The organism is uncultured Methanobrevibacter sp. (genome assembly GCF_947170395.1).
In the GTDB taxonomy this organism is placed as follows: Archaea; Methanobacteriota; Methanobacteria; order Methanobacteriales; family Methanobacteriaceae; genus Methanocatella.
Genome location: NZ_CAMVTE010000001.1, coordinates 1 through 13,746, shown reverse-complemented (window position 1 = coordinate 13,746; position 13,746 = coordinate 1). Strand labels below are relative to the sequence as shown.

18 protein-coding genes are annotated in these 13,746 nt (G+C 34.4%); 3 read left to right on the top strand and 15 right to left on the bottom strand.

Features of this window, described 5'->3' with window-relative positions:
• Nucleotides 1-11 precede the first annotated feature (11 nt).
• Nucleotides 12-626: a hypothetical protein gene (locus Q0W04_RS00090; protein ID WP_298498553.1), complete on the top strand. Its 615-nt coding sequence runs from the start codon at nucleotides 12-14 to the stop codon at nucleotides 624-626.
• Here the strand turns inward: Q0W04_RS00090 and Q0W04_RS00085 are convergent, their stop codons facing one another.
• Nucleotides 627-2,078 (bottom strand): asparagine synthase-related protein, encoded by a 1,452-nt coding sequence (locus tag Q0W04_RS00085; protein ID WP_298498551.1) that lies wholly within the window; start codon nucleotides 2,076-2,078, stop codon nucleotides 627-629.
• Between the two features lie 39 nt (nucleotides 2,079-2,117).
• Nucleotides 2,118-2,528: a PadR family transcriptional regulator gene (locus Q0W04_RS00080; RefSeq protein ID WP_298498549.1), complete on the bottom strand. Its 411-nt coding sequence runs from the start codon at nucleotides 2,526-2,528 to the stop codon at nucleotides 2,118-2,120.
• A gap of 631 nt (nucleotides 2,529-3,159) precedes the next feature.
• On the opposite strand from Q0W04_RS00080, the gene mtrH reads away from it, so the two are divergent.
• Nucleotides 3,160-4,098 carry a tetrahydromethanopterin S-methyltransferase subunit H gene (gene mtrH / locus Q0W04_RS00075; RefSeq protein WP_298498547.1) on the top strand — a complete coding sequence of 313 codons (939 nt, stop codon included), beginning with the start codon at nucleotides 3,160-3,162 and terminating at the stop codon, nucleotides 4,096-4,098.
• A gap of 126 nt (nucleotides 4,099-4,224) precedes the next feature.
• Here the strand turns inward: mtrH and Q0W04_RS00070 are convergent, their stop codons facing one another.
• The 10 genes from Q0W04_RS00070 to rnc form a co-directional block, all read right to left on the bottom strand.
• Nucleotides 4,225-4,950 carry an ABC transporter permease gene (locus Q0W04_RS00070; RefSeq protein WP_298498545.1) on the bottom strand — a complete coding sequence of 242 codons (726 nt, stop codon included), beginning with the start codon at nucleotides 4,948-4,950 and terminating at the stop codon, nucleotides 4,225-4,227.
• 9 nt (nucleotides 4,951-4,959) lie between these two features.
• Nucleotides 4,960-5,877, bottom strand: a complete 918-nt coding sequence (locus Q0W04_RS00065) for an ABC transporter ATP-binding protein (protein ID WP_298498543.1) — start codon at nucleotides 5,875-5,877, stop codon at nucleotides 4,960-4,962.
• A 48-nt stretch (nucleotides 5,878-5,925) separates the two neighbouring features.
• A complete protein-coding gene (locus Q0W04_RS00060; RefSeq protein WP_298498540.1) occupies nucleotides 5,926-6,633 on the bottom strand; it encodes a hypothetical protein in 708 nt (235 codons plus the stop codon).
• Nucleotides 6,634-6,648: 15 nt separating this feature from the next.
• Nucleotides 6,649-7,485, bottom strand: a complete 837-nt coding sequence (locus Q0W04_RS00055; protein ID WP_298498538.1) for a DUF4013 domain-containing protein — start codon at nucleotides 7,483-7,485, stop codon at nucleotides 6,649-6,651.
• A gap of 9 nt (nucleotides 7,486-7,494) precedes the next feature.
• Nucleotides 7,495-8,226, bottom strand: coding sequence for a DUF4013 domain-containing protein (locus Q0W04_RS00050; protein ID WP_298498536.1), 732 nt, complete (start codon nucleotides 8,224-8,226; stop codon nucleotides 7,495-7,497).
• A gap of 11 nt (nucleotides 8,227-8,237) precedes the next feature.
• A complete protein-coding gene (locus Q0W04_RS00045) occupies nucleotides 8,238-8,474 on the bottom strand; it encodes a helix-turn-helix transcriptional regulator (protein WP_292815268.1) in 237 nt (78 codons plus the stop codon).
• Nucleotides 8,475-8,926: 452 nt separating this feature from the next.
• Nucleotides 8,927-9,241 (bottom strand): AzlD domain-containing protein, encoded by a 315-nt coding sequence (locus tag Q0W04_RS00040; RefSeq protein ID WP_298498533.1) that lies wholly within the window; start codon nucleotides 9,239-9,241, stop codon nucleotides 8,927-8,929.
• Nucleotides 9,241-9,885, bottom strand: a complete 645-nt coding sequence (locus tag Q0W04_RS00035; RefSeq protein ID WP_298498854.1) for an AzlC family ABC transporter permease — start codon at nucleotides 9,883-9,885, stop codon at nucleotides 9,241-9,243. The genes Q0W04_RS00040 and Q0W04_RS00035 overlap by 1 nt, the downstream gene beginning before the upstream one ends.
• Nucleotides 9,886-9,975: 90 nt before the next feature.
• Nucleotides 9,976-11,442 (bottom strand): homoserine O-acetyltransferase, encoded by a 1,467-nt coding sequence (locus tag Q0W04_RS00030; protein WP_298498530.1) that lies wholly within the window; start codon nucleotides 11,440-11,442, stop codon nucleotides 9,976-9,978.
• Nucleotides 11,435-12,112, bottom strand: coding sequence for a ribonuclease III (rnc, locus tag Q0W04_RS00025; protein ID WP_298498527.1), 678 nt, complete (start codon nucleotides 12,110-12,112; stop codon nucleotides 11,435-11,437). The genes Q0W04_RS00030 and rnc overlap by 8 nt, the downstream gene beginning before the upstream one ends.
• A gap of 158 nt (nucleotides 12,113-12,270) precedes the next feature.
• Here rnc and Q0W04_RS00020 point away from each other — a divergent pair, with 158 nt between their 5' ends.
• Nucleotides 12,271-12,606 carry a hypothetical protein gene (locus Q0W04_RS00020; RefSeq protein ID WP_298498524.1) on the top strand — a complete coding sequence of 112 codons (336 nt, stop codon included), beginning with the start codon at nucleotides 12,271-12,273 and terminating at the stop codon, nucleotides 12,604-12,606.
• 8 nt (nucleotides 12,607-12,614) lie between these two features.
• Here the strand turns inward: Q0W04_RS00020 and Q0W04_RS00015 are convergent, their stop codons facing one another.
• From Q0W04_RS00015 to Q0W04_RS00005, 3 genes are all read right to left on the bottom strand, one after another.
• Nucleotides 12,615-13,058: a hypothetical protein gene (locus Q0W04_RS00015; RefSeq protein ID WP_298498521.1), complete on the bottom strand. Its 444-nt coding sequence runs from the start codon at nucleotides 13,056-13,058 to the stop codon at nucleotides 12,615-12,617.
• On the bottom strand, nucleotides 13,000-13,413 hold the full coding sequence (locus Q0W04_RS00010; protein ID WP_298498519.1) for a hypothetical protein: 414 nt from the start codon (nucleotides 13,411-13,413) through the stop codon (nucleotides 13,000-13,002). Before Q0W04_RS00010 ends, Q0W04_RS00015 begins: the two co-directional genes overlap by 59 nt.
• 172 nt (nucleotides 13,414-13,585) lie before the next feature.
• A partial coding sequence (locus Q0W04_RS00005; protein ID WP_298498851.1) for a 50S ribosomal protein L37e occupies nucleotides 13,586-13,746 on the bottom strand: 161 nt, incomplete at its 5' end.

Below are 13,746 nucleotides of genomic sequence, written 5' to 3'. Positions count from 1 at the left end.
GATGTGGTTCAATGAAACGACTTAAAATCTATGAGAACATTGCTTTAGATTCCAATATAATTATTTATTATTGTTTTAAAACTAAAGAAACACAAATTGTCGAGTTTACAGATAAAACACATAAATTAATAGAATTTTTAATCAATCAAAAGGTTACATTTAGGGTTCCGAAGTTCATAATTAATGAGATTAATAGAATATCATTTGCTGAAAAAATTGAGGGAATGATTTTTAAAAAAGAATTAACAAATATGCCAAAAGATTCAGGCTATTTTTTCAAAATGAAACTTGAATCAAAAGTTAAATACAAGTTTAATCTACTCCAACAAAAGGAATGGTTTGTTGTTGAGGATTATTTTCCTTCAAAAGAATCCATTGATGAAATTCATGATTTTTTTGAGAAATTAATCGTGCACCCTCAAATTGATGAATTCCTAAACAAAAAAAGAAAAGGTTCACAAATTCCATCTTTCGAGGATATGGCATTAATATCTTACTCAAATGACAAACATTATCCCATAATAACTAACGATTATGATTTGTCATTTTTCAAAGAAGATTTATATGGAAAAAAATTATCCTGTAAAATTTTTAAATTAAGTGAACTTGACCTATATAACAATTAATTAATATAGATACTGTGAAATATCAGTATCCTTAATTATTTTCTTTCTCAATATCTTATCTATACCGGTTCCATACTGGGCGGCCTTTTTGGGCCTGTATGCGATTTCATAGTCAAGACCTTCTTCAAAAGCCAATTTTCTCAGGATACTTTTTCTCATATCATCATGCATTGAAACTATTTTCTTATTGTCAGGAATGTTCAATACCAACTCGACAAGCTTTTTATCCAAAAATGGCAATCTCAACTCTACTGAATTAAGCATTGAGCATGCATCATCCCTTTCAAGATTAACATGATACATGTTTGACATGTCAACTCTCAAATCATAATTAAGTGTTCCGTCGATGAAACTTTGAACATACCTTTTATAACCGCCGAAAAGCTCATCAGCGCCTTGGCCTGAAATTGCTACCTTCAGTCCATCACGGGCAACAAGCTCTGTTGCAAAATATGTTGTAAGGCCTACGCCAACTTTCATGAGATTATCGTCCCCTATAGCACCAACAACCTGAGGCAGGCTTTCACGAACCATCTCCTCTGTAACTTCACATATCTCCAAATCCAGGTTCAGGAATTTGGAGGCATATATTGCAGCTTCAACATCCTTTGAACCTTTGGCTCCAACTGCATATAACTTGATTTTTAGAGCAACATTGTCTGCAATCTCCTTTAAAAGCAATGCCAAATAAGAGCTGTCAACTCCACCTGAAAATATTACTCCGATTTCAGAGAGCCCTTCAACTCTTTTCAGTACACTTAACCTTAGCATCTTTTCTATTTTGGCAACATCGCCTTCAAATACATTTTCATAAATCGGCTGGGCAGGGCCAACATCCTGCCAGTTGTATAGAATGTGTTCAGGTTTAAGAGTGTTAATCTCACTGAATCCCACTTCCTTTAGGGAGTGTCTTGAGGATGCAAATCCTTTTAATTTACCATCATCTGAGTAAAATAAAGGTTTTACCCCCAACGGGTCTCTTGCAATTGCAAGGTTTTCGCCATCATAGACGGCAAAGGCGTAATCTCCATCAACCAGTCTGAGGGTTGACTGGACTGCCTTGAGAAGATCCAGTTTCTTTTGGTAAAACTCAGTCAGATAGAGTATGACATCAGTGTCTGAGGTAATTTCAGCTTCAACACCAACCTTTTTTAGGAAATTTCTCATGGTGTAAAAATTATACAGTTCACCATTGAATACAACAGTAAGATTTCCATTGGAAACTGGCTGGGGTTTTGAGATTCTGTCATTTAAATCATAAATGGAAAGCAGGTTATGGCCAAAACCTATAGAATAAGTATTTTCATCCGCAAATTCATCCAAATCAATATTTTCATGAATTTCATCCAGATAAACTCCTGATGAATCAGGACCCCTGTTTTTGGAGGCTTTCAACATTTTTATTATTTCATTACCCTTAAAATTGCCCTGAAGACCTACTATTGAACACATGATATAATATTTTAAAATTTATCATACTTAAATTGCATCTTATTTCATGGTTTCAAACAGCAATTCCCATTGGGAATTGGCATGGATAATGTCAAACCGGGACCACATATACTCAAATACATGTGTTCCATCATCCGTAATGCTGAAATATTTAAGTTTCTTATTGTTTTTGTATTTTAATTCGCTGTTGATGAGACCCAAATCCACCATCCGGTTTAGAATCGGATAAATGTTGCTGGGATTTGATTTTTTTAAAGATCCTTCTTCAATCAATATTGAAAAAAAAGCATCCAATTCCTTAAGGATTGCATAACCATGTATAGGACCCTTGAACTTGACAATCCACAATATCAAAAAACGAGACATTCCTTTAACATAATGTTTTATTATCGAATTGTTTGTAATAATGTCAACATAGTTTTTTTGGATGGTTAAATCTCTATCTTGCATGACATACATTCCCTAGACATATCTTAAAGTAATAAAAATATTACACAAATTAAATTGAATTATATTAAACTATGATTTAAATTATATATAAAACTTTATTATTAAATTAAGTATATTAAGACAAAAAATTCAAAATCAATCAAAGGAAATTGAGATTTGAACCATCGGAATAATTAAAAACATAACTATTTAAATTAGACACATATTTCTTAAAATAAATCCATTTTACAATTTTTAAACTAGAATAGATAATAATCACTTATTTGCCATTTTAAAACTTGTTAGAAACCATTATTTCCCTAATCAAAGAGCGAATTTCAAATTTATTTTCCAAATCATGATTAATCATTAACAATTAATTATTTCAAGTTTTTTAAGATTAATTGATTAAATAAAACATAATATCACCCCTTTTCATAAAAAAAATATGTTAACTTGATATTTTTGAATTTAAAATGTATATAAAAAATAAAAATATATTAAACAATTATCAATATATTTCAAATTTATTATAAAATTAATAATATCAACTTATATATGCTTAAATAAAATATATTTATTAGACCTAAATTTAATTTTTTTAAAGTTAAATTGAATTTTTTTAGGTCTAAAAATATAGAGGTTATGTTAAATGTTTAAATTTGATAAAGAACAAATAGTTTTTGACTTCGCTGGAGTCGAAATGGGTGGACAGCCAGGAGAATATCCTACCGTTTTAGCAGGAACAATTTTCTATGGTGGACACAATATTCTTAATGACGAATTGACTGGGGACTTTGACAAAGATCGAGCCGAACAGTTAGTTAATGATATGGCATCAATTTCAGATGTAACCGGTAATCCGTATATCGTACAAGTCTTTGGGCAAACAGTTGAAGCTCTTCCAAAATATATTGAATATATTGGAGAAATTTGCGATGCTCCATTCCTTATAGATTCAACATCAGGTGATGCAAGAGTAGCTGGAGCCCAATATGCCGATGAAGTGGGATTAACCGAAAGGGCAATTTATAACTCCATTAACATGGCAGCAGACAAATCTGAATTGGAAGCAGTTGCCGAAACCGACATTTCAGCATCCATTATCTTAGGATTCAACCCAATGAACGCTACCATTGAAGGAAAAATGGCCATGTGGGAAGATGGAGACGATGGTGCATACGAAAAAGGTTTACTTGAAGTTGCCGCAGATTGCGGTATTGACAGATTCATGATGGATACTGCTGTAACACCTTTAGGCCAAGGTGCAGGTATTGCTGCTAGAACCTCATTTGCTGAAAAGGCAAAATGGGGATATCCTGTAGGATCTGGAATTCATAACGTTCCATCCGCATGGGACTGGTTAAGAGAATACAAAAAAGCAGGCAATAAGACTGCTTTTACTGTTTGTGACATTGGTGCTAACATTGTTCAAGTGATGTGTGGAGGAGACTTCGTTCTCTTCGGACCTATTGAAAATGCAAAAATCGCATTCCCTGCAGTTGCTCAAACAGACATGTTTATCTGTGAGGCAGTAAAAGCAATGGGAACAGAACCTGTCGATTACCACCCAATGAATAAATTAGTATAAATTTATCAAAAATAAACCCTTTTATCAACCTTTAAGTCAAAATATTATTCTTCACTGATATATTTGACAAATCTGAACATAAGTACGAATAAGCACTGGATTTCTAACCCGTCCAGTGCTTTAAAACTAAATTTGAACATCTTTTTTTGTAAAATAGATATACGAAATAGCCAATCCAATGACAAATGTGGCTAAAATAACACCATAAGACACCATAATGCTTGTAGTGTACTCAGCTATCTCACCGGATGCGATTAAATACGGACATACCCAAGGCACAAACGGCGCCCAGTTTTGGCCATAAATCATTAAATTAACCAGTGACAAACCTGCACCACCCACCATTGCAGGAACCATGTTTGTAATGAACAGGGATACAAATACAAACGGAGAGAATGTCAAAAACAACAGCACATTTGCATATAGAAGCTGTGCAAAACTGCCTGCAAACAGCTCCATTGTAAATCCTTCAAGACCTGCAATGAAACCGAAGAGGGTTGCTGAAAGCATTGTAACAACTGTAAGGATGACAATCCACACCAGAAACATAATATATTTGGACATCAGAAACTTTCCCCTAGATATCGGAATTGTCAGCATGGTCTTTAGAGTATGTTCATTGTACTCCCTGCCGAACAGGTAGGATATGATTATTGCAAAGAGAAGAACAGCAAACATTGCAGACATGTACATGTTCACATTTTCAAACAACATCTGAAAGGTTTGTCCTTCATCAAAGGCTGTAACAGCAATAAACATCAGCAATGGAGGAAGAATGGCTCCAATTATACTTAACAGAAATATTTTTGATCTTTTCAGTTTTAAAAATTCCATTTCAATGAAAGTCAACATCAAATCACCTCAATTATTTGATACGAACCGTGTGAAAAATTCTTCCAGGTTCTCTTCGCAGAGATTTACTTTTCTAACATCAATTCCTGCCTTCACAAACAGTTCATTGAACTTGTCCCTTAACTGCAAATGAGTATACAAACAGATTTCATTTCCGCAAACAGTGAAGTCTTCATTTTCCTTAAGTTCCAATTCCCTAAATATATTAACTGCCAGGTCAATGTCTGACACTTCAAATTCAACGAATTTATTAAGACGACTGTGCAAGTCCTCCTTTGAAATCTCTTCAATCAAGACCCCCTCATCCATAAATCCTATGACATCCGCAATGTTTTCTATTTCGCTTAGGATATGAGAGGATATCAAAATGGTTATTCCGAACTCGTGGGCCAGTCTTTTAAGCAATGTTCTGATTTCCTTAATTCCAAAAGGGTCAAGGCCGTTGATTGGCTCATCCAATATCAGCAATTCAGGACTGTGCATGATTGCGGCCGCTATTCCCAAGCGCTGCTTCATGCCTAAAGAGAAATCCTTATATTTTTTTGATTTTGCATTTTCCAGGTTGACCATTTTCAGAACCGAATTGATATGGAACGAATCATAATTTCCCCTTATCTTTGCAATGATTTTCAAGTTCTCATAAGCCGTCAGGTTTTCATAAAACCCCGGAGTTTCAATAATGGAACCTATTTTGGAATATATTCCATCAGAATTCTTTTTCGGATTTTTTCCAAAAAGATATATGTCTCCGCTGCTTGGATATGTAAGATTTAAAAGCATACACATTGTTGTGGTTTTTCCGGCTCCGTTCTTGCCCAAAAGCCCATAGATTTTGCCTCTTTCAACATGCATGCTTACAGAGTCAACAACCTTATTTTTGGAATATATTTTTGACAGGTTGTTTGTTTCGATAACGTAGTCTAACATGATAAAAATCTCCTATAAAAAAATTAAAAAAAATAAATGAAAATAAATTTAATTCTCATTGAAAGATACATTTTCAGCCATTGATTTCAACAATTCCAGGTTGTTTCCGGATATCACAACAACCTTATCACCAGCAGGATTTTTCAAATAGAGTGAATAAACATTATCTTTAATGTTGAAATCAGCATCACTTGAAACTTTGACGGTGTCATTGGATGATGAATCACCTGAAACAGATACACCATCAGCTGTGATTGATACGTTTTGACCATCAGCATCAGAAATTTTCAAACCATTGCTTGACAGTGAAATTGAATCTCCATCGGATGAAACATTCATGCCTTCAGATGAAAATATGCTGCCGACGAAATTGAAAATATCTCCAATACTGTTTCCAACATCAAAATTCATGGAATCTGGAGAGTTTTTCAATACAACATATTTGTCTGTCTCTTCAACTTTGCTGGCGGAACCCTCCAGATCTTTAACAAAACCTGTTATTTCACTTTTATCGGATGATAAATCCTTAAAATACATTATTGAATTTACATCAGATGAGTTATTTTCTGAATTTTGAAAAACCACAATGGCCATATCACTTGTTGAAACGTTTACTGTTTCAGTGAAATTGTTGGCCGAAAAAACATCATCTGCAAAATTAAATTCGTTTTCCAAATTAACTGCACTTGCAGCTGAAATTGCAAGAAAAATTGCCAATACAGCTAAAACACCCAATATTTTTGAATTGAACTTCATATAATCACCATAATATTATTTAATTGATTCCCTATATACTGATCCGAAAACCCTATTGTAGAATATTGCTCCGTATGAGTCTATAAACAGTCCTTCAATCACTGCAATGAAAATTGATACAAAGAAAGCCTGATTTGATATGGCTGCTATGAATATTCCAGTTATTAAACTCAATATGAAGTTTACCGCAACCATGATAATCATGTATACAATTATTGTAAAGATTATAATTCCAATGTATTTTCCCCATCCGAGATTGGAGATATTGTCTGTAATCTCCCTTATGTCAAATGCCTTTTTAAGGCTGTCGTGTGCAACCATGTTGTTTAATGCCATAATCTGGAGGAAAAATGCAATTATGAACAGTAATGCTGAAATCAAACTAATGATCAGCAATACTGATGAGTTGCCTACCAGTATTATTCCTCCTGCCAATATAAGAGCAGGAATTATGTTGTATGCCACAATCACAATGAAATATTTTATTCCGTTAACCAGCATTGACACAATATCATCAAAACCAGGAAGGTCTTCCTTTCTGTCGATTGAAAATCTTACTACCCTGTACTGATATCCGAATATGAACAGAGATATGATAAGGCTTAAAATAGCCAGACCAACCCAAATGTAAATGTCTCCGGCAGGAAGCTGTGAAAGCGGTATGTGTGATAAGGTAGTGTTTGTATTTTCAGCCAGATGCACGCAATATCTGAAAATATCTAATGACTTTGTACTCATGAACACTGACAATGCACTTATCAATGCAAATAGAATGCCACAGCCTAAAAGTTTTTTGATGTCATTGAAAGGATATTTCAATCCCTCAACGACATGATCTGTTATGCTTGCCATCAAATCACCTTAAATCTGCATAGTGTATAATAATCCTATGGATCTTGCATTGAATATGCTAAGGTACGGTCCGACAATGAACATTGTAACCATGGAATTAATCAATATTCCCAATATGAATATTCCGCTTGGATTTGCACCTAAAATGGCTGTTGAAATTCCGAATACTGTAAATATTGCATAAATAATTGCTGTAACAACACTTGATATGACCAGAGTTATTATAATCAATCCCAAATAGGTTGCAATGCAGTTGAACCAGCCGATTTCATCAATTACCTCTTTTATTTCACCTATTGCAAACGCCTTTGAAAATGAACCTTCATTGTATGCCATGTGGCACAATCCGATTTGGTTCATAAGACATGCAACTACAATAAGGGCAAATGTAATCAAACATCCGACAATCATCAGTGCAGATGAAGCTATACCCGGCAATTGTCTTGAAACAACCGCAAAGAGTATGAAAACAATTGCTGGAACAAGCAAATATGCAATTTGGACTATTACAACTTTAACTCCATCAACAAACATATCTATCAAATCTTCAAAGTCAGGCAACGGATCCCTTCCGTTGATGATTCCGTGTACTGCTGTATTGATAACTCTGTAATTATAACCTGTAAGTAAAAATACTGGAAGCAACAAGAAACTGAACAGACATATTACTCCTAAAATCACCAGTGTTTTCCAGTCCTTTGCTGAATATTCCAGTGCGTCCTTATAAATATCTAAAATCATTTTTTCAACTCCTAATAGTAATCATCATCGAAAATGAAAATATCTTCCATGACGAAATATTGTTCTCGATCTCCTTTGAATAACATTTTATTAAAGACCTGGGTAATTTCATATGCTAAAAATAAAGATGGATTATATCTGCCGTTTTCAAGCGCGTTAATCGTCTGGCGGGTAACTCCAACTTTATCCCCAAGTTCTTTTTGGCTCATTTTGAGCTCTTGTCTTAAATATTTAATCATGGTTTTCATAGTATTCCCACAAATTAATTCATTTTTGCAAAAAGTATTTAAGTACTTCAAGTAATTATGTTAAAATCTAATTACTTATGTTAATGTTACATTACATAGTATATAAACTTAACGGTTAATAATAAAACTTATTAATTTTGTTTAAATCATTTAAATAAGAATAATAATCCATAATTTATGTTAAATTATATCAATACTTTTTATTTATATTTTTAAAGCAATTATTATTCTAAATACAATATATAAAAATCAAATATTAATTTTTAATGTAAATAATAAAAAACGAAACATTTATATAATAGGTAAATCATCTTTAACATATGTAACATTTCATTAACACATTTAATGTTACAAAATGGTTCCAAGCAGAAACATCAAAATTATCAATATATTAACCTCCATTTTTCCTTAAATCTCTGCTTGGGGCTAAAAAACTAATTTTAATATTAAAACTAAAAGAAAGGAACAATCGAATAAACAGTAATCAGAACAACCACTGTCAAAATTACAATAGCGCCGAGAGGCACCTTTTTCCAGGCAAGACCTGCAGCTACAACAGCACCAATCAAACCGATATACCACAGCTGATTGTCAACTGTCAGCACTCCGGGACATATCAATGCCGCAAGGGCAGTATATGGAATCAGATTCAGGAATTTCTCCACTTTAGGTGAAAAATCAAGCCTGTCAATGAATAATGCCGGAATCAACCTCGGAATGAATGTTACCAAAGCACAGCCCAAAATCACAAGATTAATGTAATCCATCACGCATCACCCGAAAGCAGATATTCATCATCAACTATATACATTCCAACTGCAGCACCTACAAGGGTTGATACAATCAAAGACCAGTTTCCCAAAAAGTTGCTCAATACAATGTTTAAAACAGCAGTTATCAAAACCAGAATGGCAATCTGTCTGTTTTCCTTAACGGCCGGAGTCAATATTGCAACAAAGAGAGCATATAACGAAATGTTGAAACTGTTTGTAACTATTACAGGAAGCAAATCCAGTATAACCACACCTATTGCAGCACCCAGACACCATGAAAGCCATGCTGTTATTGCAATTCCGAGATATATCCAAATTGATGAATCATCTGAAAGCGAAAACATTGCAAAGGATTCATCAACGGTTACATGACCCACTATGACATTCAGTGGAGTGTTTGACTCTTCAACCTGATTTAGAACGCATGTTGACATTACAAAATACCTTAAGTTTACAACAAAGTTTGTTAAAATAATAGCTATGGCAGTTGCACCACTAAGAGCCATTGATGCTGCTATAATCTGGCCTGCACCTGCATATACCAAAAATGACATTGAAATAGTCTGCAATGGTGTAAAACCAGCCTTTATAGCTATTGCGGCATAGCCAATTCCCATCGGAACATAGCCGAATGTGATTGGAATACCCTTTTTGGCGCCTTCAATAAACTTTGATTTTCTGGAAATAGTAATGTCTCCTGAAAAAATAAATAAAAAAAAGAAAGTAATTTAACTGAGTAAATTACTGATTTGGTCTGTTGTAATAAGACCCAATACTTTCATGTCCTTATCAACGACCGGAAGACATGAAATATCAAAATCGCGCATTTTTCTTGCGATTTCTTCAATGCTGTCACGAGCATGACAGTATTTTACATTTGTTGTCATGATATCTTTCAAATGATTTGAATTTGTTGCAATGGATTTGGATAAATCCCAGCTTGTAACAATACCTATTAGCTTAAAATCATCACTAACGACAGGAATATGTGTTACATGCTTGTCCAACATCAATTTGGCAGCATCCTGAACATCGGCATCTTCCTTAATTGTTGCAACATTTTCCATCATTATATCTTCAACAATGTTATCGGACAGGAATTTTGAGAAAATGAAATTAAGCTGTCCTTTTTCAAGAAGAAATGCGTCGTGGCCATAATTAGATTTGATTTCGGAATATGAAACTTCAACATCATTGGCATTGAGCGCAGTTAATATCTCCTTGTTCTGTTCTGTCGGATACAGCCAATCGGAATCAACTGAAATTACCTCTACCTTGGATTCCACATCATTAAAACCGTCACTTAACGAATTGTTGACTGAAAGGTCGAATAAATCCACTGCCTTTGTAATGTATAAATAACTGTTAGCGTCAAAACGCTTTACGAATGTTCTTCCCTGGTGTCTCAAATAGCTTTCAACCTGGAAATCGATTGTAAAGTCATAACTGATTTCATCCTTATCCTGAAGACCTCTTCCGAATTTGATGTCCATGGATTCATCACTTAAATATGTAATGTGTGCAATCATACGGGCCAGTGAAAGACCGTTTTCCGGTTTTTTACCGGTTTCATAATAATTTCCATTGTTCCAATTCGGATCTGAGAAAATGGCCTGACGACCAACAGCATTGAATGCAATCTGTTGAGGATATGACATTGCTGAAGTTGCAATAGAAATTGCCTTTTTCATCATCTTAGGATAGGTTACCATCCATTGCAGAACCTGCATTCCTCCCATTGATCCTCCTATTATTGCATATAACTGATTGATTCCAAATGAATCGATTAATTTCTTTTGAACCTTAACCATATCCTTAATAGTGATTACAGGAAAATCCATACCGTATTCCATTCCGGTTTTTGGATTGATGGAACTTGGACCTGTTGTTCCTTTACATCCTCCCAGTACATTGGAACATATGATAAAGTATTTTTCACTGTCAATGGCCTTTCCGGGACCTATTACAATTTCCCACCATCCTGGCTTTTTGTCGCCTTCATGCCAACCTGCAGCATGAGCATCACCGGTTAAAGCATGGCAAATTAAGATAGCATTGGATTTTTCCTTGTTAAGCTCGCCATATGTCTCATAAGCAACAGTAACATTGTCAAGACTTTCACCGCTATCCAATTCGATTGGCTCATCAATTTTCAGGTATTTTGTCTCAACAATACCTACAGATTCATCATTCATTTAAAACACCAATATTCAGTTTTTCCATAGCAACTTTAGCCGCTGCCTGCTGCGCTTCCTTTTTGTTCTTTCCTCTTCCGACACCCATTTCAGTGCCATTGATTAAAATGGATATTATAAATGTTTTGTCATGAGGAACTCCATATTCCTCCAATATTTCATAATCTATTTCCAGTTCATGGACATCCGCATATTCCTTTATTGCGGATTTGTAGTCTGTGAAGAATATTTTTTCCTCATCAATATATATTAAAATGTTTTTGGAGATAAATTCTCTTGCAAATTCGATTCCCTGGTCAATGAAAATGGCTCCCAAAAACGATTCGAAAATGTCTGCAGTAATTGAAATTATCTCATTTTTTGTAAGGTTGGATTCTTCTGCTGAAACCCTAAGATAATCATTCAAACCCAATTCATGGGAATAATGAATTAATGCTGACTGGCATACGTAATTGGCCCTTAATTTGGTTAGTTTTCCCTCTTCATATTGAGGATACTTCTTGTACAAATAATCAGATACGATTAGACTCAATACTGAGTCTCCCAAAAACTCCAGCCGTTCATAATTGTAGTCCAGATTATGTTTTGCACTATAAGAGCCATGAGTGAATGCAACATCATAGAGATGTTCATTTTCAGTTTCAATGCCAAATTTTTCAAACAGATTCATTTTAAATCCCAAAGTCAGTTGATATGATATTAATTATAAATTTACAATTATATAAAATATTATATAACAATAGTTATAAATATTACTCTTCAAATGCTCTATCTCTTTTCTTATATTTAAAGCAATACCAAAATAATATCAAAAAGGATTTGGTATATATGATATTGAATTGGCAAGAAGAAATAACAAGAATCGATCCAGATATAAAATTCAGAGCTCAAGGCGGATGGCTAAAAACAATCGAAGAATTGGACAAAAGTGTTAGAAACGGATATTCCCTTGTAGGCGACTTTGTTCAGGCAGGCAACTTCGAAGCTGAATACAGTGAAGGAATATATCTTGACTGCAACAAGGAAGGCACTGCCAAAAAGCCTCAACAGGACTACAGAGTATTCCGATTCAGAGACGGTAAAGTAAGACTGCTTGATATGGTAATCGATGCTGGCCAAGGCTGGGCTGTGGATTTATGGGATGCGGTTGAAGACGAACTGTAAAAGTAGGATTATTCGGAAATCCTACCTCTTGGTTTGAATTTTGAAAAACCGGTAATCTGAATGTTTTCCCTCACATCAAGACATTTAGGCTCCTGCAGGAGAATTATCTTATGGTCAAGGTTTTGAGGAAGACTCTTACCCTTACCGTCAACTATTCCCCTGTAGCTTACCTTGAACTCACCGGTTCCTCCGATGTCCACAGTTAGCTTTTCGGAGGAAATCACATCATCAAAGAAGTTTTCTAAATCCATTATTTCAAATACAGGTGCAACATAGCTTAAAGCCATCAGACCATTTTCATTTTCCCTGATTCTGACTCGTCTTTGATCAAGCTCAACATATTCCCCATGCTTTTGCTTTTTAATTATGATTTTGTTTGAAATGTACATGATATCACAAACCGATGTGGCAGAACTCACAGCATTCACATGTTGGCTCAAAGTAATTGTCATCAGGCTCAACAATGGCTTTCTGTGCAAATAATGTAATGTTGAACTTAGGTTCATACTCGACACTGACTTCCTTTGTCATCGGAGACAAACCCCTGTAATAGACCGGCCTGTAGCCGGTTTGTGAAATGTCAAAGTAGAATTTTTCGCCTGTTGTGAATCTGTTGAAAAATTCCTCCAGTGCCAAAGCCTGTTTTGGAGAGATTGAAAAAGTGAATCCCATTGTATCATCACTTCTCTGCCTTATTCCTGCATTTGAAATATCAACAGCCAAAATGTCGTCTTTTCCTCTTACAAAAACGACACAGTTTTCCAAATCAACTTCATTTTCTTTTGCAATATCTGCTAATCCAGTCATGATTTTGACCTCCTAAAAAATTTAGTCATGCCTAAATTTATTATAGTCTTATAATATTATATAAATATATCTAAAAAAAGTTGCTTATAAATTAGATAGTGACTTAAAAGTTACTTAGAAAAATAGATTTTGGATGAAGATTAATTAAATAATCTTCAATGGTTTAACCAACTTATACCAATCTTTGCCTGGTGGTTGGTTTTTTATTTTGCCAGCTGTATCTTCTTAATTTTTTGGATTTACCGAATCCACAAGAAGCACAGACTTTTTTACGTACGTGGTAAGTGTTTCTACCACATCTTCTGCATCTGATATGGGTCTTTTTATTCTTTT